The organism is Pseudomonas sp. BNK-44-b, from assembly GCF_047456245.1.
GTDB classification, from domain to species: Bacteria; Pseudomonadota; Gammaproteobacteria; order Pseudomonadales; family Pseudomonadaceae; genus Aquipseudomonas; species Aquipseudomonas machongensis.
In genome coordinates, this window is sequence record NZ_CP179908.1 from 3615937 (window position 1) to 3632238 (window position 16302).

At 63.5% G+C, this 16302-nt stretch carries 14 protein-coding genes, 1 tRNA gene and 1 pseudogene; 7 read left to right on the forward strand and 9 right to left on the reverse strand.

Features of this window, described 5'->3' with window-relative positions; translation table 11 throughout:
* Window positions 1-30 precede the first annotated feature (30 nt).
* A complete protein-coding gene (locus ACMGGG_RS16580) occupies window positions 31-780 on the forward strand; it encodes a 3-oxoacyl-ACP reductase family protein (protein WP_054891962.1) in 750 nt (249 codons plus the stop codon).
* A 34-nt stretch (window positions 781-814) separates the two neighbouring features.
* Here the strand turns inward: ACMGGG_RS16580 and ACMGGG_RS16585 are convergent, their stop codons facing one another.
* The 5 genes and pseudogenes from ACMGGG_RS16585 to ACMGGG_RS16605 all read right to left on the reverse strand — a co-directional run bounded on the left by ACMGGG_RS16585 (window position 815) and on the right by ACMGGG_RS16605 (window position 7124).
* Entirely contained in the window at window positions 815-2161 is a 1347-nt protein-coding gene (locus ACMGGG_RS16585; protein WP_414154067.1) for a TolC family outer membrane protein, read from the reverse strand.
* A 10-nt stretch (window positions 2162-2171) separates the two neighbouring features.
* Window positions 2172-3464 (reverse strand): HlyD family type I secretion periplasmic adaptor subunit, encoded by a 1293-nt coding sequence (locus ACMGGG_RS16590; RefSeq protein WP_414154068.1) that lies wholly within the window; start codon window positions 3462-3464, stop codon window positions 2172-2174.
* Window positions 3461-5182 carry a type I secretion system permease/ATPase gene (locus ACMGGG_RS16595; RefSeq protein WP_414154069.1) on the reverse strand — a complete coding sequence of 574 codons (1722 nt, stop codon included), beginning with the start codon at window positions 5180-5182 and terminating at the stop codon, window positions 3461-3463. The genes ACMGGG_RS16590 and ACMGGG_RS16595 overlap by 4 nt, the downstream gene beginning before the upstream one ends.
* A gap of 37 nt (window positions 5183-5219) precedes the next feature.
* The gene (locus tag ACMGGG_RS16600; RefSeq protein WP_414154070.1) at window positions 5220-5597 is read right to left on the reverse strand and encodes an AprI/Inh family metalloprotease inhibitor; all 378 of its coding nucleotides are present in this window, start codon (window positions 5595-5597) and stop codon (window positions 5220-5222) included.
* 70 nt (window positions 5598-5667) lie between these two features.
* Window positions 5668-7124 (reverse strand): annotated as a pseudogene (locus tag ACMGGG_RS16605) (serralysin family metalloprotease).
* 442 nt (window positions 7125-7566) lie between these two features.
* Between ACMGGG_RS16605 and ACMGGG_RS16610 the strand changes: the two are divergent.
* Both ACMGGG_RS16610 and ACMGGG_RS16615 read left to right on the forward strand, forming a co-directional pair.
* Window positions 7567-7941 (forward strand): hypothetical protein, encoded by a 375-nt coding sequence (locus tag ACMGGG_RS16610; protein ID WP_054891968.1) that lies wholly within the window; start codon window positions 7567-7569, stop codon window positions 7939-7941.
* A 219-nt stretch (window positions 7942-8160) separates the two neighbouring features.
* Window positions 8161-10293: a TonB-dependent siderophore receptor gene (locus ACMGGG_RS16615; RefSeq protein ID WP_414154071.1), complete on the forward strand. Its 2133-nt coding sequence runs from the start codon at window positions 8161-8163 to the stop codon at window positions 10291-10293.
* Window positions 10294-10412: 119 nt separating this feature from the next.
* Here ACMGGG_RS16615 and ACMGGG_RS16620 read toward each other — a convergent pair.
* A tRNA-Ser gene (locus ACMGGG_RS16620) sits at window positions 10413-10502 on the reverse strand.
* Between the two features lie 289 nt (window positions 10503-10791).
* On the opposite strand from ACMGGG_RS16620, the gene ACMGGG_RS16625 reads away from it, so the two are divergent.
* The 3 genes from ACMGGG_RS16625 (at window position 10792) to ACMGGG_RS16635 (ending at window position 13373) form a co-directional block, all read left to right on the forward strand.
* On the forward strand, window positions 10792-11481 hold the full coding sequence (locus ACMGGG_RS16625; RefSeq protein ID WP_054891971.1) for a crotonase/enoyl-CoA hydratase family protein: 690 nt from the start codon (window positions 10792-10794) through the stop codon (window positions 11479-11481).
* 130 nt (window positions 11482-11611) lie between these two features.
* Window positions 11612-12331 (forward strand): lysophospholipid acyltransferase family protein, encoded by a 720-nt coding sequence (locus ACMGGG_RS16630; protein WP_151925535.1) that lies wholly within the window; start codon window positions 11612-11614, stop codon window positions 12329-12331.
* Window positions 12332-12401: 70 nt separating this feature from the next.
* Window positions 12402-13373 carry a magnesium and cobalt transport protein CorA gene (locus ACMGGG_RS16635; RefSeq protein WP_054891973.1) on the forward strand — a complete coding sequence of 324 codons (972 nt, stop codon included), beginning with the start codon at window positions 12402-12404 and terminating at the stop codon, window positions 13371-13373.
* Between the two features lie 74 nt (window positions 13374-13447).
* Here the strand turns inward: ACMGGG_RS16635 and ACMGGG_RS16640 are convergent, their stop codons facing one another.
* On the reverse strand, window positions 13448-14182 hold the full coding sequence (locus ACMGGG_RS16640; RefSeq protein ID WP_054891974.1) for an amidotransferase: 735 nt from the start codon (window positions 14180-14182) through the stop codon (window positions 13448-13450).
* A 526-nt stretch (window positions 14183-14708) separates the two neighbouring features.
* Between ACMGGG_RS16640 and ACMGGG_RS16645 the strand changes: the two genes are divergently transcribed.
* Window positions 14709-15509 carry a c-type cytochrome gene (locus ACMGGG_RS16645; protein ID WP_063545738.1) on the forward strand — a complete coding sequence of 267 codons (801 nt, stop codon included), beginning with the start codon at window positions 14709-14711 and terminating at the stop codon, window positions 15507-15509.
* A 37-nt stretch (window positions 15510-15546) separates the two neighbouring features.
* On the opposite strand, the gene ACMGGG_RS16650 is transcribed toward ACMGGG_RS16645, so the two are convergent.
* Both ACMGGG_RS16650 and ACMGGG_RS16655 read right to left on the reverse strand, forming a co-directional pair.
* On the reverse strand, window positions 15547-15879 hold the full coding sequence (locus ACMGGG_RS16650) for a ribonuclease E inhibitor RraB (protein WP_054891976.1): 333 nt from the start codon (window positions 15877-15879) through the stop codon (window positions 15547-15549).
* A gap of 183 nt (window positions 15880-16062) precedes the next feature.
* Window positions 16063-16299, reverse strand: coding sequence for a hypothetical protein (locus ACMGGG_RS16655; protein WP_065862107.1), 237 nt, complete (start codon window positions 16297-16299; stop codon window positions 16063-16065).
* Window positions 16300-16302: the final 3 nt, after the last annotated feature.

Sequence of the window (16302 nt, forward strand, 5' to 3'; positions counted from 1 at the left end):
ACACCGCCTTGCTCGCTTCAGGAGAGCAGCATGTCCCACGTATCGAACCTCGAAGGCAAAGTCGCCCTGGTCCAGGGCGGTTCCCGCGGCATCGGCGCCGCCATCGTCCGGCGCCTGGCCCGCGAAGGCGCACAGGTCGCCTTTACCTATGTCAGCTCCGCTGCCCCCGCGCAGGCCCTGGCTGACGCCATCAACGCCGAGGGTGGTCGCGCCCTGGCCCTGCGCGCCGACAGCGCTGATGCCAGCGCGGTACAGCAAGCGGTGCACGACACCGTCAAAGCCTTCGGCCGCCTCGACATCCTGGTCAACAACGCCGGCGTACTGGCCGTGGCGCCAGTGACCGAATTCGACCTCGGCGACTTCGACCGCATGCTGGCGATCAACGTGCGCAGCGTGTTCGTGGCGAGCCAGGCCGCGGCCCGACACATGGGCCAGGGTGGCCGGATCATCAACATCGGCAGCACCAACGCCGAACGCATGCCGTTCGCAGGCGGCGCGCCCTACGCCATGAGCAAGTCCGCGCTGGTCGGCCTGACCCGCGGCATGGCCCGTGACCTCGGCCCTCAGGGCATCACCGTCAACAATGTGCAGCCTGGCCCGGTGGACACCGACATGAACCCGGCCAGCGGCGAGTTCGCCGACAGCCTGATCCCGTTGATGGCGATCGGACGCTACGGGCATGCCGATGAAATCGCCAGCTTCGTCGCCTACTTGGCAGGGCCTGAGGCTGGCTACATCACCGGCGCCAGCCTGCTGGCCGATGGCGGTTTCGCCGCCTGAGCCCTTGCGACATGGAGCGGCCCTCTGGCCGCCCCTATCCGCCAGCCGCCACGAAGGCTTCGTCTACCCGCGCCAACTGCGCTTCGCTCAAGGTCCCTGCCTGGTAATGCAGCTTGATCCAGGCCAGCAGGTAGTCGTAGCGCGCCCGCGCCAGGTCACGCCGGGTGGTCGCCAGTTGCTGTTCGGCATTGAGCACATCCAGACTCACCCGCTCGCCTCCCTGCACGCTCTTGCGCGTCGACACCACCAGCGCCTCGGCCGCCTGCAGCGCCCGCTCATAGGCACGCAAGCGACTGGCGCCGGACTCGCAGGCGTTGTATTGCTTGCGCAGCTCGATAAGCGTGTTGCGCGTATTGCCATCCAGTTCGTACTCGGCCTGCTCCAGATGCCGGCTGGCCTGGCGCGTCGAAGCGCTGACGCCACCACCGGCAAACAGCGGCACGCTGATCTCGATACCGACGGTGTTGGTGTCGTAGCGCTGGTTGTAGGTGTTACCACTGTCCGACTCCTGGCGCCGCGAAGTGGCGAAGGCGCTGACCTTGGGCAGGTGCCCGGCGCGATTACGCTCGACTTCGTAGCGCGCCACTTCCAGCGCATGGCGCTGCGAGCCGAGTTGCGGGTTGCTGGCCAGCGCCAGCGATTGCCAGGCCTCATAGCTGGTCGGCGTAACCTGCGGGAAGGCGAAGCCACTGCGCAGCGGCGCCAGCTCATCGATGCGCACAGCCGGCTCGCCGATCAGCGCACCGAGCTCGCGCAATGCGGCATCCTCGTCGTTACGTGCCTGGATTTCCTCGGCATCAGCCAACTCGAAACGTGCCTGGGCCTCAAGGATGTCGGTGCGCGTCCCCTCGCCGGCCTGGAACAGACGCTGGTTCTGCTGGAATTGCTGGCGGTAGGCCTGCTTGCTGGCCACGCTGATGGCGATCTGATCCCGGGCATACAGGGCCTGGGTGAAGCTGGTCATCACCCGCACCAGCAACTGTTGGCTCTGGTCGCGAAAGCTTTCGTCGGCGAACAGCGCCTGGGCCACCCCCTTGCGATAGGCCGCATAGGCTTCGTAGTCGAACAGCGGTTGCTGGAGAATGAAGGTCGAGCCATAGCTGTCATAGCGCCTGTCTTCACTTGAACGACGCGAATCACCGAGGTAGCTGGCTTTCGAATCGTTGCGGCCTTTGTTGTAGCTGTAGGAAAGGTTGGGCAGCAGGCCTGCACGGCCGATGGCGCGATACTCCTGGCCTGCCTCGCGGGCCTTGAAGGCGGCGAGGTAGGTTGGATCGCGGCGCAAGGCCTGTTCGTAGACCTGAAACGGCCCCATGCCGGCCTGGGCCAGTGTCGGCAGCAGCACGCAGGCCGCCAGCAGACCGGTTGCAGATGATTTCATCGCAACGTCCTTATTGTTCGGTCAAGGCGCTGCCTGCACGGTCGAGCAGGGGCTTGAACAGGTAGTTGAGCAGCGAGCGCTCGCCAGTGCGCACGAACAGTTCGGCGGGCATGCCCGGACGGATCGACAAGCCCTGCAAACGCGCCAGCGCCTCTTCACTGACGGTGCTGCGCAGCACGTAGTACGGCTGGCCGCTGCGCTCGTCGAGCAACTGGTCGGCCGATATCAGCGCCACCTCGCCGGTAACCCGTGGCGTGCTGTTCTGGTTGAAGGCCGTGAACAGGATATCGACCGGCAACTGCGGCGCGACCTTGTCCACCAGGTTCACCGGCAAGCGCCCCTCCACCTCCAGCGCTGTGCCTTGCGGCACGATCTCAAGCAACGTGTCGCCTGCCCGCACCACCGCACCCTCGGTGTGGACGCCCAGGTTGCCGGCGATGCCGTCGGCGGGTGCGAGGATCTCGCTGTGACGCAACTCGAAGCGTGCCGAGTTGAGCTGCTGCTCCAGCGTCGCGGCCTTGACCTGGGCCTCGGCCAGTTGGGTGCGCACCTCTTTCTGGTATTCCTCGCGGCGCTGCTGCAGGTTGAGCCGGGCCTCGACGATGCCTTGCTCCAGGCGCGCGCTGTCGCCTGCGTTCTGCGCCAGGTCACGTTGCACCTGGGACAACTGCCGCTGGTATTCGAGCACCCGATTGCGCGGGATGTAGCCCTCGCCGGCCAGCGGGCGCAGATTGTCCAACTGCTCGCGCAGGGAGTCAGCCTGGGCCTGCAGGTCGCCCCGTGCCCGGCGCATGCCGGCCAGTTGGGCCTGGGAGCCTTCGATGCTGGCCGACACCGCGCCCTGTTCACGGGCCAGGGCCTGGCGACGGCTATCGAACAGCTGGCGCTGACCTTCAACAACCAGGCCGAGTTGCGCATCGGACTCATCCATCAGCTCCGCAGGAAACTGCACCTGCCCCACGTTGTCCCGTTCACCGCGCCAACGCGCAAGGCTGGCCTGGGTCATGCGGTACTGGGCCTGCAGCGCCTCGACATCTGCTTGTACCTGGGTACGATCGAGGCGGAACAGCGGCTCACCCTGGCGCACCACCTGCCCTTCGCTGACCAGAATCCGGCTGACCACCCCGGCAGCCATCGACTGCACTGCCTTGCGCTTGCCCGACACCACCACGGTGCCCTGCACCGCCACGCCCTGATCCAGCGGCGCGAGGCTGGCCCAGGCCATGAATCCGCCAAACCCCAGCAGGGTCAGCAGCCAGCCAAGGCGCACGTAGAAGCGTGCATCGCTCGTCACGCGGCTCATGCACCACCTCCGGCTTGCAGCGGCCGCTGTGCGGTGCCCTGGCCCAGCGCCTGGAGAATATCCCGCGCAGGGCCAAACGCCTGCACGCGCCCGTCGTTCATCACCAGCAACTTGTCAGCCTGGGCCAGCGCCGCGCTGCGATGGGTCACCAACACCACCGTGCGCCCCAGAGCCTTCAACTGGACGATGGCATTGGCCAACGCCGCCTCGCCAAGGCTGTCGAGGTTGGAGTTGGGTTCGTCGAGCACGATCAGACAGGGGCTGCCATAGAGCGCGCGCGCCAGGGCAATACGTTGTTTCTGGCCGCCAGAGAGGTCGCCACCGCCCTCGCCCAGGCGCGTGTCGTACCCCTGCGGCAAGCGCAGGATCAATTCATGCACCCCCGCCAGACGCGCAGCCTCCACCACCTTATGGCCATCGAGCTCGCCGAATCGGGCGATATTCTCGGCAATGCTGCCACGCAGCAGCTCGATACTTTGCGGCAGATAGCCGATATGCGGACCGAGCGCATCGCGGTCCCACTGGGAAAGCTCGGCGCCATCCAGGCGCACATGGCCCGCCAGCGGTTGCCAGACACCCACCAGCAACCTGGCCAGGGTCGACTTGCCGGACCCCGAAGCCCCCAGCACCCCCAGCACCTCACCGGGCGCCAGGGCAAAACTGACCTGCTGCACGGTGGCGACCCTGCGCCCCGGTGGCCCGCCGCTGACCTGCTCGATGGACAACTGACCGTCAGGCGCTGGCAGCGACATTGGCACTGGTGGTTCAGGATGCTCCTGCAGCAAGGTTTCCAGGCGCTTGTAGGCCAAGTGGGCACCGCTCCACTGCTTCCACACCGCAATGAGCTGGTCGATCGGCACCAGCACCCGGCCCATGAGAATGGAGCCGGCGATCATCATGCCCGGCGTCATCTGGCCCTCGATCACCAGCAGCGCACCCAGGCCCAGCACCAGCGACTGCAAACACAGGCGCAGGGACTTGCTGGTGGCAGTGATCACTGCCGACGTGTCGCTGGCCCGGTTCTGCAACTCGAGAAAGCGCCCGTGCAAGGCGAACCAGCGCTGGCGTAGCGCGCCGAGCATGCCCATGGCCTGGATGCTTTCGGCGTTGAGCAGTTGGCTGCCGGCCAGGCTGCTCGACTGCTGCTGCAGGTTGCTCGCTTCGGCCAGCGGGCGCTGGGTCAGGCGCTCGTTGAGCACGGCCAGCAGTACCAAAAGCAAGGCTCCGGCACTGGCGAGCACACCCAGCCAGACGTTGAACAGGAAAATCACCGCCAGGTACACCGGAAACCAGGGGGCATCGAAGAAGGCGAACAACGCAGGGCCAGTGACGAACTGGCGCACCTGGGTCATGTCGTTCAAGGCCTGGCCAGCGGCGCCATCACCCTGGCGCAAGTTACGTTCGAACGCGGCGCGATAGATGTTCAGGTTGAAGCGCTGTTCCAGTCGATGGCCGACGCGAATCACAATGAAACTGCGCACCGCTTCCAGCACGCCCATATATGCGAAGAAACCCACCACCATCAGCGTCAACATCCACAGGGTGGTTTCATTCTGCGAAGTCAGTACACGGTCGTACACTTGCAGCATATAAATCGACGGCACGAGCATGAGAATATTGATCAACGCAGTAAAAAAACCGACGCTGATCAACGTCGATTTGAATTCGCCAAGTGCCGCCCACAAAAGTGCGCCGGGCCTGTTGCTCGGAAGTTTCATGTTTCGCCCTTATTGCCGTTATAACTTGGCCGGGTAATTAATTGTCCACACGCTCCAGCACCACTGCACTGCCGGCGGCTGAAGTCCAGGTATAGCGACCGGCGCCCTGTCGGCTGAAATGCACCACCGTGCTGCCGTCGCCGCCCACCAGTGCCAGGGTGTCGGGTGTCACCAGCCAACTGCCCGGACGAACCCCGAGCAAGCGCTCGGCGCAGGCCAGGTCACCGTCCAGCGCGCCCTCGCTGGCCGACAGGCGCAGGGTGCAGGCACTGGCCTGCTGCTGCTGCGGATAAAGCGTCCAGCGCCCGGCCAGTTGCGCGGCGTTGGGGAGTAGCAGGCTGCTCGCCATACCTACCTCGGTCATAGACATCAAGGGAATCGCGCCCAGCGCGATCATTCGTTTGATTGCTCGCATCCATCCACCTCGCGTGGTCCATGTGGCAGGGAGCAACCCGCGCAGCGCTACGCGAGCCGCTCCCGGCCCGTCAGACCACGATATCCGTGGCGACGGCCTGACCTACGGTGGTCACCAGGAAGTCAGCCAGACTATTGCCGGTGAAGTCGATGGACAGGCTGCCCAGGTTGGTCGCCTGGTCGTAGCTGAGAACGGCCTCGCCGGCATGTCCGGTGAAGGCACTGACGAACTCTAGCGGTAGCTTGCCCTGGGAAAACGCCGAGATGGCTGACAGATCAATCTTGTCCTGACCGCTGACAAAATCCATGATCCGGTCCGGCGCCTTGGCCGTCGAATCGCTGATGGCGCCATAGACGAAGGTGTCCGCACCGCTTCCCCCCAGAGGGTGTCAGCCCCGCCACCGCCGTAGATGATGTCGTTGCCGGCCCCCCCCTTGAGCACGTTGGCCACCGCGTTGCCGATCAACAGGTCGTTGCCCGAACCGCCGATGGCGTTCTCCACGGTCACGCCCTTGGCGATCGAGACGTTCCCGATCATGCCACCAACATCGGAGAACGAAGCCTCGTTGAGGTTGATCTTCTGGTTCTGGGTGAACCCGGAGAAGTCCAGGGTATCGTTGCCGCCGCCATCCCACACGCTGAACACCACCTTCGACGAAGCCGAGGTGGCCGAGTAGAAATCGCGATCAGCCGTGGAGTTGAAGCCGTACACGGTGTCGCCCGAACGCGTGGCGTAGTTGGCGCCGTAGAGTTTCTGGATCGCCGCGATGTCGTCCATCAGCGGGGCCGACGCGTAGTACTGCCCGCCGCCCTTGACGAAGTTCTGCGCGGTGTTGCTTTCGCTCCAGTAGCTCATGACGCTGTAGCCGCGGGTGTCCTGTGCATACGAAGCGTCACGATAGCTCGGGTTGCCCTCGCCGGCGTTGTAGTCACCGGGGTGGGACAGGCCGAGCACGTGGCCGATCTCGTGGGTCAGGGTCTGGCGACCGTAGTTGCCAGTGTCGGGATTGATGTTCACCTGATAACCGCTATTGATCAGGTACCACGACTCACCTTTGTGCGAACCCCATCCGTCGAACGGCAGGTAGGCGAACGCCGCGCCACCGTTGCTGGCGCTGAAGTTGCCGAAGGTCATGTGACCGTCGCCGCCCGAAGCTGCCTCGGTGAAGCTCAGCTTGGCCACGTCGGCCCAGGACTCCATGGCCAGCTTGGCCTGGGCTTTCTGCTGGTTGTTGAACTGGCTGAAGCTGCCCAGGCCACGGCTGGCGAAGTCCGCCGGCGCTTTGGTCAGGAAGGTGTAGGTGAGGCTGATGGTGCCGTCCTTGTTCAGGTCCTTCCAGGACGCCCCGTCGCGCAGCAGTTGGGTGGCTGCCTGATCGACGGTGAACGAAGGTTTGCCATTGATGTTCGCACCACCGCGATCGTACTGGTGGGCGAAGCTGTTGATCAGCCCGAAGGCCGAACTCGGCCCGTTCGGTTGCAACACCGAGGCAGCAGAAACAACAGCATTTGCTTTGACTTTCGACATGCAGACACTTCCTTGTTTGCGGAAAAGTTGATGTTCGACAGGAACGCTCAAACTTTCGGCGAGAGCATCCTGTCACTCGCCCTTGTGAGGCGCAAAAAAACTGACACATTTAGAAACTTTCTGTCCAGTGTTTTTTGACGCCAATCTTCCTAACGGAGAAATAAGCGGTGCGCCGCTGTTATTTGCGCAAACTGTTATGCACCAGGTGTATTGAGGAGTACCCATACTCCAGATAATGACTGACCGGTTTATTATTCAAGGCCGGGAAGTTTTATTATGAAAAAGCGACGTCCTGCTGATGATTCAAGACCGTTGTTCGTTAATGGCGTCTGGCCTCGCGACAACCGGTCGCACGACCCTCCGTCGCCTGCTCGTTGACTTGCCGAGGGGTGCGGCGCTCAGTAGGTGCTGGTTACAGCCCCTCCACTGACAGGACGACACAATGACAAGACTCACGGTGCAATCCGGCGATTTCTTGCAAGGTGAAGGCGAGTATCGCAACGGATCGCTCACACTCAAGACCCCACGCAGCCAGGCCGGTGAGCGTATCTCCCTGGCCCGTATCAAGGACCTCCGGCTCGCCAGCCTGGAATCGAACCGCAACCTGGGCGCCACCCTCGGCTGGGGTGTCGCCGGCGCCCTGGTGGCCGGGCCGGTCGGCATGCTCGCCGGATTGTGGCTTGGCGGCAAAGAGGAGGAAGCCACCTTTCTCGCCACGTTCAAGGATGGCCGCAAGCTGCTGGCCATTACCGATGGCAAGACCTGGTCGAAGATCGACGACACCTGGCGCCAGCGTCAGCGCTCGGGCGCCAGGTAAAACCATCGGGGTCGAGTTCGTCTGCATGATCGAGGTGTTCTTTTCGCGGGCACCCCACTGAACCCAAGAGCAGTGTGTGATACCTGTGGGAGCGGGCTTGCCCGCGAAAAGAACACCGCACAGCCCCTGACACCCCTGCTACCATTGCGCCCCTTTGCCAACCGCCCCACCGACTGCCGCCGGAGCATACCGGCGCATCCGCCTTCCAAGGAGCCTTGCATGACCCCGCTTCGCCCCCGCCTGCCCTTTGGCCTGCTTGGCCTGGGCCTTGCGCTGCATGCCGGTCAGGGTCTGGCCGATGAACGCGTGACCCTCGCCCCCTTGCAGGTCACCGAACGCAGCGGCGATGACGGCTATCAACCACGTGAAGCCCAGGTAGGCGGCTGGCATGCCGCACCGCTGCTCGACACCCCGGCCTCGGTCAGCGTGTTCAGTCGCCAACTGCTCGATGATCGCCAGGTACGCTTGCTCAGCGAGGTGCTGCAAAGCGATGCCTCGGTCGGCGAAAGCTACGCGCCGATCGGCTACTACGAGAACTTCAACGTGCGCGGCTTCGAACTGAATGCCGCCAGCAGCTATCGGATCAATGGCCAGACCATCGCCGGCGAGCAGAACGTGGCGCTGGAGAACAAGCAACAGGTCGAATTGCTCAAGGGTTTGTCGGGCCTGCAGAGCGGCGTGTCCGAACCCGGCGGGCTGGTCAACTATGTGACCAAGCGCGCCGAGGATGTGCGCAGTGTCACCGTCTCGACCAACGAGCAGGGCGAACGCTACCTGGCCACCGACCTCGGCGGCTGGTTCGGCAGCGAGAAACAGTTCGGCCTGCGCGCCAACCTCGCCCATGAAGACATCCGTTCCTACGTCGACCATGCCGACGGCAAGCGCGACTTCGCCTCGCTGGCATTCGACTGGCAGATCAACCCCGACGCCACCCTGCAACTCGATGCCGAGTATCAGCACCGCGAACAGCGCTCGGTGCCCGGCTACCAGTTGCTGGGCGGCACCCAGGTGCCCCACGGCATCGACCCGGACGACCGCCTGGCCTACCAGCATTGGGCCAAGCCTGTGACGAACGACTCGTTGAACCTGGGCGGACGCTTCGAGTACCGCTTCAACGAAGCCTGGACCGGCACGCTCAGCGCTTCGCGCAGCAAGGTGGTGATTGACGACTACAGTGCGTTCGCCTGGGGCTCCGGCGACGACGCGTTCTTCTCCGGCAACGGCGACTACGGCATCTACGACTTCCGCAGCCCCGACGACACCCGGCGCACCGACGAACTCCAGGCCACCCTCGAAGGCCGTTTCCAAGCCTTGGGCCTGCAGCATGAACTGACTGTCGGCAGCAGCGCCCAGCGTCGGACCCTTGATCAGCGTCCGTATTACAACGAGTGGCTCGGCAGCGGAAACATCTACACCGGCGCGCCCGCTCTGGCGCCGTCCGAAAAACCGATCGGACATAGCGAACGCCGCCTGGACAGCCGCCAGTACGGCCTGTTCGTCAGCGACCGCATCAGCTTCAACGAGCAATGGCAGACCGTACTCGGCGCGCGCGAAGTGCGCCTGGACGAAAAGACCTGGGACGAAACCGGTGCTGCTGGCCGCCATACCCGCCAGTACCAGTTGCTGCCCAACGCCGCCCTGATCTACAAACCGCAAGCGGACACCACGCTGTACGCCAGCTGGTCCAAAGGCCTGTCGGCGGGCGGCACCGCGCCTTGGTTCGCCAGCAACGCTGCCGAGATCCTCGCCCCGACCCTGTCGCGCCAATTGGAAGTGGGTATCAAGCGCGATTGGAAAGGCATGAGCCTGAGCGCAGCGCTGTTCCAGATCCGCCAGGCCTACCAGTACGCCCGACCACAGGACGGTACGGACCCAATCTATGTGCAGCAAGGCCAGCAGAAGAACACCGGCCTGGAGCTCGGCGCCAGCGGCTGGGTGACATCCAGCCTGCAGTTGCACGCCAGCGCCGCCGCGATCCGCGCCCGGGTGAAGAACAGCGGCACCGACGCCTACGAGGGCCACCAGGCGATCAACGTGCCTCGCCTGCGCGCGGCGCTGCAAGCCGAATACAACCTTCCGGTGCCGGGCCTGGCACTGCTCGGCGGTGCACGCTACAGCGCCAGCAAGTACGCGAGCCAGGCAGGCAACGTCGAGGTCGGCGGCTACACGGTATTCGATATCGGCAGCCGCTACCGCACCCGCATCGGTGACTATGACACCGTGCTGCGCCTGACGGTAGACAACATTTTCGACAAGCGCTACTGGCGCGATGTGGGGGATTACCTGGGCGACAACTATCTGTTCCAGGGCGCGCCGCGCACGGCAAGACTGTCGGCGTCGGTCAGTTTCTGAATATATCGCTTCCCCGCGGACACCGGCTTGGTCGGTGTTCGCGGGCGAGCACGCCAAGCCGGATTTCACGCAAACAAAAAACCCCTGAACCTTTCGATTCAGGGGTTTCTTGTGGAATGTGGCGGTGAAGAAGGGATTTGAACCCTTGATACGATTTCTCGTATACACACTTTCCAGGCGTGCTCCTTCGACCACTCGGACACTTCACCGGATCTCTTCAAGCCATTCAGCCTGTCGAGGCGCGCTAATTTAGTAGAAGACCTTTCCTTTGGCAAGCATTTTTTTCAGAATTTTCATGCGCTTAAGCCTCGCCCCGGAAAAGCCTGGCCAGCCAGGGCGATGCTGCCAATCTGGCCTGCGCTTTTTCCGCATTCCTGACACCGGCCCCGACGCCACACGGGGTAGCTGGCCAAGGCTGACCGGCCAGTCAGCCTTGGCGCTTTACCTGGCCTGCGCTGCTGGGTAACGTCATCGCCACGCCACCCAAAGGACTCTGTCATGAGCGAGCTGATTACCTACCACGCCGAAGACGGCATCGCCACCCTGACCCTGAACAACGGCAAGGTCAACGCGATCTCGCCGGACGTCATCACCGCCTTCAACGCAGCACTGGACCGTGCCGAGGAAGAACGTGCCGTGGTGATCATCACCGGCCAGCCAGGCATTCTTTCCGGCGGCTACGATCTCAAGGTGATGACCGCCGGCCCCAAAGAGGCGATCGACCTGGTCACAGCCGGCTCCACCCTGGCCCGCCGCCTGCTCTCGCACCCCTTCCCGGTGATCGTCGCCTGCCCCGGCAATGCCGTGGCCAAGGGCGCGTTCCTGCTGCTGTCGGCCGACTACCGTATCGGTGTCGAAGGTCCGTACAAGATCTGCCTGAACGAGGTCCAGATCGGCATGACCATGCACCATGCCGGGATCGAGCTGGCTCGCGACCGCCTGACCCGCTCGACCTTCCAGCGCTCGGTGAACAATGCCGAGGTCTTCGACCCGCACGGGGCAGTGGTGGCCGGGTTCCTCGACAAGGTGGTACCCGCCGAGCAACTCCAGGAAACGGCGCTGAGCGCGGCGCGGGAACTGAAGAAACTGAACATGCTGGCGCACAAGAACACCAAGCGCAAAGTGCGCAAGGCGCTGCTGGAGACGCTCGACAAGGCGATCGAGGCCGACAAGGGCCACATGGGCTGAAACCAGGCTTGCTGGAGCTGCCGCGTGCCGCTCCAGCAAAGCCAGGACGCGACCGGTCTCTGCTCGCCGGTTTGCCCTGACCAGTGCACGGTCGTACACTGCGCCGCGACTGTCTGGTGTGAGCCGTATCATGCTCTATATGCTTCGCATGCTCCTTCTGGCGCTGCACTTCCTGCTGGTCGGCGCCGTCGGCCTGGTCATCGGCCTGTGCCGCCCCTTCAACCCCGATAACAGCCGCCTGTTCGCCCGCCTCTACAGCGTGCCAGCAGCCTGGCTCATGCGCATCCGGGTCAAGGCTGAAGTCGGCCCTTTGTGGGACCAGCCGCCCGGCTGCGTGATCGTCGCCAATCATCAATCCAACTACGACCTGTTCATCCTCGGCCAGGTGGTTCCACGGCGTACGGTTGCCATCGGCAAGAAGAGCCTGGGCTGGATTCCGTTGTTCGGCCAATTGTTCTGGCTCGGCGGCAACGTACTGGTGGACCGCAAGAATGCCTACCAGGCGCGCAAGGCGATGCGACTGACCACGCGGATCCTGCGCGACGACACCTCGATCTGGATCTTCCCCGAAGGCACACGCAACCCGACTGAACACCTGCTGGCGTTCAAGAAAGGCGCGTTCCACATGGCGGTCGAGGCCGGCGTGCCGATCGTGCCGGTATGCGTCAGCCGCTACTCCAAGCGCCTGAGTCTCAACAGTTGGCGACAGCGCACGGTGATCGTCCGCTCCTTGCCACCGATCGCCACCCATGGCCTGGGGCAGCAGGACGTGCCGGCGCTGATGGAGCAATGCCGCCTGCAGATGCAGCAGTGCATCGATCGCATGGAGCGGGAGTTGCCGCAGGCCTGAGCCGCCAGCTTGCTCTACGCCGCAGCACGGCCCAAGCTGTCGGGGTGTCCAACCGAAGAAGCAGGCAACCATGGGTCGAGTCGTCGCAGCGGCGGTGTACAGCGCCGGGAGAAAGGTCACCAACATCAGCCTCGACGAAGGCAGTGAATGGGCACGCAAGCCTGGGCACTTCGTCTGGATAGGCCTGGAGGAGCCCAACGCCCAGGAGCTGGCCAACCTGCAGCGCCAGTTCGGCCTGCACGAACTGGCCATCGAGGACGCGCTGGAGAAGCACAGCCGCCCCAAGCTCGAAACCTTCGGCGACGCGCTGTTCATCGTCACCTATTCGCCGGTGCGCCATGAGGGCAAGCTGGAGTTCATCGAGACCCACATCTTTGCCGGCAACGGCTACATCATCACCTGCCGCAACGGCCATTCGAAATCCTACGCCCTGGTACGTCAGCGCTGCGAAGCGCGGCCGCTGCTGCTCGAGCACGGCGAGGACTTCGTGCTCTACGCCCTGCTCGACTTCGTCACCGAAAACTACCAGCCCGTCAGCGAGGCGATCCATGGCGAGATCGAGGAGCTGGAGCAAAGCGTGCTCAGCGGCTCGCTGCAAGAACAGGACATCCGCCGCCTGCACAGCTTGCGGCGCGACATCCTGCGCCTGCGCCGCTACGTGGCGCCGATGGTGGAGATCGGCGAAGAGCTGCAGCGCCTGAGCTTTCCGTTCATCGACAAGAACATGCGCCCGTACTTTCGCGACGTGCAGATCCACGTCACGCGGCAGATGGAGGACCTTGTCGGCATACGCGACATCGCCAGCCAGACCATCGAGATCGGCATGCTGCTGGAGTCGTCACGCCAGAGCATCGTGCAGCGCAAGTTCGCTGCGTGGGCGGCGATACTCGCCTTCCCCACGGCCATTGCCGGGATCTACGGAATGAACTTCCAGAACATGCCGGAGCTGGGCTGGCACTATGGGTACTTTGCGGTGCTGGGCGTGATCGGGGCGGGATGTGCAGGGCTGTATGCGAGCTTCAAGCGCTCGGGATGGTTGTAACGGGCTAGCTAGCGAGTCGTTCTTTTCGCGGCGGCGCCATACAAGCCCGCGAAAAGAACGACCCAGTGGCAGGCTCAGGCCGCGCTCTGCTTGCCCTTGCGCGGTTGCTGGACGAACCGCAGCATCCACTCGCCCACCAGATCGCCCTGGTGCTCGGTGGCCAGGCTCGCCACGGCCTTGTGATACACCTCATCCCCCAGAACGTCCTGGCGCGCATCGAGCAGCGCACGGGAATAGTCGTGGACAAACTCCGGATGCCCCTGGAAGCACAGCACCTGGTCACCCACGTGATAGGCCGCATTCGGGCAGAAATCGCTGGAGGCGATCAGGGTTGCGCCTTCAGGCAACGCGGTCACCTGGTCCTGATGGCTGATCAGCAGGGTCAGTTCGGTCACCTCAGGGTCCATCCATGGCGCGTGGGCCGCCAGGCTGTAGCGGTGGATACCCAGCCCCCAGCCGCGATCGGCGCGCTCAGCCTTGCCGCCCAGCACCAGCGCCAGCACCTGGTGACCAAAACAAACCCCCAGCAGCTTCTCGCCCCGCTCATAAAGCTTGAGCAGGTAGGCCTTGAGGGTCTGGATCCAGGGATCGGTACCGAACGAGTCGGCCTTGCTGCCGGTCACAAGGTAGGCATCGAAGGTTTCACCTTCGGGCGGATACTCGCCGTTCATCACGTTGAAGACGCGAAACTCGGCGGCGATCGGCTGACGCGAGAACAGCTGCTCGAACATCCTTCCGTAGCCCCGATACTGCGCGGTCAACTCCGGTCGCAGGACATCGGTTTCAAGGATGCAGATGCGTAACGACATAGGGATAGTCCTGAACGACATGTGATGGAATCTGATGTAGAGACTGACGCGAAAGACACGTACAAGCAAGAGGTGTGCACTGACGAACGGTCACCTGGCAGACCCTGCCCGTACAGCATCCTCGATGTGTCTAGTCAGAGCATGCCAGCTAAATGGCCATTGGCCTCATAACGTTCGGAAATGCCTGTAAACACGCTTAGAACAAAGGGTTCTCAAACAAGGCCGGTGTTCGCCCTACTGTTGGGGTAGACATTCACGCAAGAGGCACGCAAGGCCTGCGTTTCATACGCCACAGTGATCGACCCGACGCAAGACAAGGAAGCCAAAGGCTATTCAGGAATAACAACAAGAAGGCGGTCCGCCATGTTCAGACAATCGAAAGTACGCCAAGCCGGACTCATACTCTTCGCCACCACGTTGCTGCTGATCCTGCCGAACCTGACACGCTTGTTCGGCTGAAGGCAGCGGTGGCATTCGCACGCTGCGCAAGGGTAATCTGCCGACCTGTCCGGGTTGGAGATCGCTCATGCGCCATTGCCTGAGTTTGCTGTTGCTGTTGGTCAGCCTGCCACTGGCGGCTGCGCAATTGACACTGGAGCTGGGCAACGGTCAACGCCAATGGCAGTCCGAGCAATTGCTCGAGCACCCGCAGGCGCGTGCGATCGACATCCCCCAGGACGTGGCCTACAAACGCCCCATGCATTACCGTGCGGTGCCGCTGGCGACCCTGCTCGAAGGGGTGAAGCCCGGCGATCACCTGCAAGCGGTGGCACTGGATGGCTTTGCCGCGGAGATGCCCGCTGCGCCGCTGCTGCAGGAAGGCCCGGCACGGGCGTGGTTGGCCGTGGAAGATCCGCGCCAGCCATGGCCAGCGCTGGCCGAGGACAAGCCCGGCGCCGGCCCGTTCTACCTGGTCTGGACCGACCCGCAGGCAAGCGGCATACGCCCCGAACAATGGCCCTACCAGATCGCCAGCATCCGTCGCCTGGCGCCGGTCGCCGAGCGCTTTCCTGCCCTGCTGCCTGCGCCCGAGCTTCCCGCGCAAGACCCGGTACGCCAAGGTTTTGCATTGTTCCAGCAGAACTGCCTGGCCTGTCATCGCCTCAATGGCGCGGGGGATGCCCAGTTCGGGCCGGACCTGAACCTGCCGCACAACCCCACCGAGTACTTCCAGCCGAGTTACCTGCGCCTGTACATTCGCGACCCGCAGAGCCTCAGGCAGTGGCCGCAGGCACGCATGCCGGGGTTCTCGAAGGATGTGTTGAGCGAGCAGGAGCTCGATGCGCTGATCGCCTACCTCGGGCACATGGCCAAGCGGCGACCTTGAGAAGAATGCGCGGGGCCGCAGCGCAGCCCCGAACGCGTCAGGCGATGAGTCTTTCCTGTTTGACGCCCCAACCCTCGACCTCGCCTCCCAGCGGCGAAATCACCGCCTCGAAGGCCTCCTCGAAAGCCCCGATCCCTCGGTAGGTGGCGTACATGACCTTGCTCAGTTCCAGGTGCCAGGCGCCGTCATCGCGCTCGTGTACCTGGGCATTGATCGACTCTCCGCGGAATTGCCCCGCGGCCCGGCGTGCCCCGACTTCGTCTGGAAAAGTGGCATAGAACTCGATGGGATGGATCTGGGTGAAATCGAAACCACCCGCTTTCATCTGGCGAAGCACGCTGCTGCTGATGTCTTCGTTCTGGCTGCTCATGAAACGTCCTCCTGAAAAACCCAAGGGATAGACTTTCCGTGCACTACGCACCTGCCGGCAGCCCGCAAGGGGCCTGGCAGTTCGAGCTGATGCAAGACGCGAATGAAAACGGCGTAGACCCGCAGAAGACCGACGCCTCTGTCTAGCGTAGTGCCTGTGACGGCACCTTGCCAGGTGCCCCTTTCAGCGCGCTTCGTGGATGGTGGTGATGATCACGCCGTTCTGCTCCTTGAGCCACAGCGCGGTAGGGGACGGTTTTCGGTCCTGGAAATCGTTGAGGTCCAGTTCATCCATGAGCGGAAACAGCTTGGAGCGGATGGCCCGCGCCGCATCCTCTTCACTGGGCAGATGCTCGCTTTTGAGCAGCAGGTACTGCGTTACACCTTTCTGATCAGCAAAGATGATTTCCCACTCTTTCATTGA

What these genes read in the sequence shown, in the direction of transcription:
- ACMGGG_RS16585 (WP_414154067.1), bottom strand. Translation starts at nt 2,161, where the DNA reads ATGAAATCATCTGCAACCGGTCTGCTGGCGGCCTGCGTGCTGCTGCCG.
- ACMGGG_RS16580 (WP_054891962.1), top strand. Translation starts at nt 31, where the DNA reads ATGTCCCACGTATCGAACCTCGAAGGCAAAGTCGCCCTGGTCCAGGGC.
- ACMGGG_RS16635 (WP_054891973.1), top strand. Translation starts at nt 12,402, where the DNA reads ATGGGTCGAGTCGTCGCAGCGGCGGTGTACAGCGCCGGGAGAAAGGTC.
- ACMGGG_RS16600 (WP_414154070.1), bottom strand. Translation starts at nt 5,597, where the DNA reads ATGCGAGCAATCAAACGAATGATCGCGCTGGGCGCGATTCCCTTGATG.
- ACMGGG_RS16650 (WP_054891976.1), bottom strand. Translation starts at nt 15,879, where the DNA reads ATGAGCAGCCAGAACGAAGACATCAGCAGCAGCGTGCTTCGCCAGATG.
- ACMGGG_RS16610 (WP_054891968.1), top strand. Translation starts at nt 7,567, where the DNA reads ATGACAAGACTCACGGTGCAATCCGGCGATTTCTTGCAAGGTGAAGGC.
- ACMGGG_RS16630 (WP_151925535.1), top strand. Translation starts at nt 11,612, where the DNA reads ATGCTCTATATGCTTCGCATGCTCCTTCTGGCGCTGCACTTCCTGCTG.
- ACMGGG_RS16595 (WP_414154069.1), bottom strand. Translation starts at nt 5,182, where the DNA reads ATGAAACTTCCGAGCAACAGGCCCGGCGCACTTTTGTGGGCGGCACTT.
- ACMGGG_RS16625 (WP_054891971.1), top strand. Translation starts at nt 10,792, where the DNA reads ATGAGCGAGCTGATTACCTACCACGCCGAAGACGGCATCGCCACCCTG.
- ACMGGG_RS16590 (WP_414154068.1), bottom strand. Translation starts at nt 3,464, where the DNA reads ATGAGCCGCGTGACGAGCGATGCACGCTTCTACGTGCGCCTTGGCTGG.
- ACMGGG_RS16615 (WP_414154071.1), top strand. Translation starts at nt 8,161, where the DNA reads ATGACCCCGCTTCGCCCCCGCCTGCCCTTTGGCCTGCTTGGCCTGGGC.
- ACMGGG_RS16645 (WP_063545738.1), top strand. Translation starts at nt 14,709, where the DNA reads ATGCGCCATTGCCTGAGTTTGCTGTTGCTGTTGGTCAGCCTGCCACTG.
- ACMGGG_RS16655 (WP_065862107.1), bottom strand. Translation starts at nt 16,299, where the DNA reads ATGAAAGAGTGGGAAATCATCTTTGCTGATCAGAAAGGTGTAACGCAG.
- ACMGGG_RS16640 (WP_054891974.1), bottom strand. Translation starts at nt 14,182, where the DNA reads ATGTCGTTACGCATCTGCATCCTTGAAACCGATGTCCTGCGACCGGAG.